Origin of the sequence: Dietzia sp. UBA5065 (assembly GCA_002415925.1) — a bacterium.
In the GTDB taxonomy this organism is placed as follows: domain Bacteria; phylum Actinomycetota; class Actinomycetes; order Mycobacteriales; family Mycobacteriaceae; genus Dietzia.
This window is the reverse complement of sequence record DIAZ01000003.1, coordinates 21,513-23,997: the sequence shown is the minus strand read 5'-3', so window position 1 is coordinate 23,997 and position 2,485 is coordinate 21,513. Positions and strand designations below refer to the sequence as shown.

Annotated in this window: 3 protein-coding genes; 1 reads left to right on the top strand and 2 read right to left on the bottom strand. The window is 73.1% G+C overall.

Annotated elements, in window-relative coordinates; translation table 11 throughout:
* Together B4M60_RS00390 and B4M60_RS00385 are read right to left on the bottom strand one after the other, a co-directional pair.
* Positions 1 to 983, bottom strand: a 983-nt coding sequence (locus tag B4M60_RS00390) for a phosphotransferase family protein (RefSeq protein WP_291079384.1), incomplete at its 3' end; no start/stop codon positions are given.
* On the bottom strand, positions 980 to 2,104 hold the full coding sequence (locus B4M60_RS00385) for a TIGR03857 family LLM class F420-dependent oxidoreductase (protein ID WP_291079383.1): 1,125 nt from the start codon (positions 2,102 to 2,104) through the stop codon (positions 980 to 982). The genes B4M60_RS00385 and B4M60_RS00390, both read right to left, overlap by 4 nt.
* A gap of 200 nt (positions 2,105 to 2,304) precedes the next feature.
* On the opposite strand from B4M60_RS00385, the gene B4M60_RS00380 reads away from it, so the two are divergent.
* A partial coding sequence (locus tag B4M60_RS00380; RefSeq protein ID WP_291079382.1) for a hypothetical protein occupies positions 2,305 to 2,485 on the top strand: 181 nt, incomplete at its 3' end.

Below are 2,485 nucleotides of genomic sequence, written 5' to 3'. Positions count from 1 at the left end.
TCGTCACCCCGGGCCGTCCGCGTGCCGTACATCCAGCCGAAGATCCCCACCACCGGCGTCTGGAGCAGGCCGTAGACGTAGTCGTCCCAGCAGGTCTCGAGCGGGTAGTCGGCCACCCCGTGCCCGACGAGTGCGCGGTGATAGTCGGCCACGATCCCGCGTTCCGCGGACCGGCGATCCTCCACCGTCAGGCTCGACCCGAGGAAGCCGCCGAGGTCACGCCCGGGCAGGCCCACGGTGAGGGTCTGCCAGTCGCACGCCAGGGACGGCAGGCCGCCGGCGGGGTCGATGAGCATGTTGTCCGCGCGATAGTCGGCATGGAGCAGGGCGAACCGGTCGCTGCGCCCGTTGGCCCAGTCGGCGATCAGAGCGGCGATTCCGGAGAGGGTCTGCCGCTCCTCGTCGTCGAGCCGGTCCCCGAGCTCGCCGAGGAAGGCCTCCAGCGCCGGCCCGCCGAGCTCCTGCAGCGTGACGTTGTCCTCGACGGTCGGGACGGACAGCCCCTCGATGCCCCGCAGCGTCTCGTCGCACCACCGCGGGCCGTGCAGGCCGGCGAGGTTGACCGCGCAGTCGCGGGCCTGGTCCACGGTGAGCCCGGCGAGCTGGTCTCCCTGGACCAGCGGGGTCACGTCGTCCAGGATCAGGGTGAACTCGCCCTCCCGCTCCCCGAGCGCCGCGAACCGGGAGCGCGGCACGCGCACGGCGACCGTGGGCGCCAGATCGCGGTAGAACAGCACCTCGCTGCGGTACACGCCGTGCAGCAGCGGGCGCATGCCCTCGTCGGGGTTGGGCAGCTTGACGAAGAGGGTCTCCGGGAGTTGGTCGCCGTCGACGTGCGCGAGCACGCAGCAGCCGATCTGGCCGGTGCCCACGGCCTCGGTCCGCGCCGACCTCACCTCGGTGCCGAGCGCGGCCGACAGCCACTCGGCCGTCACCTCCTCGGGCGTGCAGACCACTGCCGGGCTCGAGTCGATGCCGGTCATGACGGGGTGTCCTCTCGTGGGTGGATCCTGCCGGGGTTGGGATCGAGATGAGCGAAGCGACGCGGGTCCCGCCTCGCGCGCCACGCGGCCAGCACGGGGGCGAGCTCGTCGGGGGTCGCGCCGTGGAGGACGACCGAGTCGGCCCCGCCCGCGAGTTGGCCGTCGATGCGGTCCGCGCAGTGCTCGGCGCTGCCGACCGCGGCGGTGGCGAGCCACTCGTCGGGCAGCACGTCGCGGGCGTGGCGCAGCAGGTCGAGGTCGTCGGTGGCGTCGAGGGCGCCCGAATGTGAGGACAGGCGCTCGTCCGCGCGGAACCTCTCGAGCCCCGCCGGGTCCCAGCCGTTGACCCGGACCAGCACGTCGCCGTAGCCGGTGAGGTAGGTGGCCAGGCGCCCGACGAGCTTGCGCAGCCGGGCGGTCTCGTCGAGCGAGTCCTCGATGGTGGCCATCACCGACCAGACGCGCACCCGCGCCGGATCGCGGCCGGCCCGCTCGGCGGACTCGCGGACCAGCCGCACGCTGCGCTCGACCGCGGCATCGGACATGAAGGTGTGCAGCACCACGCCGTCGGCGATCCGCCCGGCCAGTCGCAGCGAGTTGTCGCCCATCGCCATGAGCAGGATCGGGATGTCCTCGTCGAAGGTGGGGTCCTGCACGAGGTAGGGGTAGCGGCCGGCGGGTCCGTCGTGGCCGACCACCGAGCCGCCCCGCCACAGCGTGCGGAAGATGCCGATGGCGTCCTCGAGCTGCGCGGAGGTGACGTGCGGCAGGCCCATGATGTCGAACAGGATGGGGATGCCGCGGCCCAGCCCGAACGCGTACCGGCCGCCCGACATCCGGTGCAGCGTCGCGGCCATGGTGGCCGTGACCAGCGGATGCCGGGTGTTGTGGTTGGTCGCGGCGGTGCCGATGCCGATCCGGGTGGTCGAGGCGACCGCGGCGCCGGCCATGACGCCCGCGTCCTTCAGGGCGAAGCGCTCGGACAGGAGGAGGGAACCGAGGCCGAGCTCCTCCGCCCGTGCGGCTTCGACGACGAGGTCGGCCGGCGATGCACTGTGCCCGGCGAGTCCGTAGCAGGCGAGCTCGGGCATGAGGGGGGCGGCGGCGTCGCTGTGGGCCATGGGCGCCTTCCTGCGTGGGGAAATCCGGAAGGCCGGATATGACACCTGTCACATTACCGCCGGGGCGTCCGGTCCCGGCCGCTTTCGCTGCCCCTGCGGCATGCGCTGGCCCGGCGGCATGCCCTGCCCCTCTGGCTGCCCTGCCCTCCGGCATGTGCTGGCCCTCCGGCTGCGCTGGCCCTCCGGCATGCGCTGCTTGAATGGACCATTCGGCCATCGCAGCCCCGGAGATTTCGGCATTCGGCCAGCGCAAGCCGGAGGGCCAGCACATGTCGGCGGGATGTGCTGCGGCTCTGCCCGACGCGGACGCCGAGACCGCACCCTTCGGCCACCGCAAGCCGAAGAGCCAGCGCAAGCCGGCGGGGGCGGCGCAGGTCGGCG

Excerpts from the sequence above, each read along its gene's own strand:
- B4M60_RS00385 (WP_291079383.1), bottom strand. The coding sequence starts at position 2,104 with ATGGCCCACAGCGACGCCGCCGCCCCCCTCATGCCCGAGCTCGCCTGC.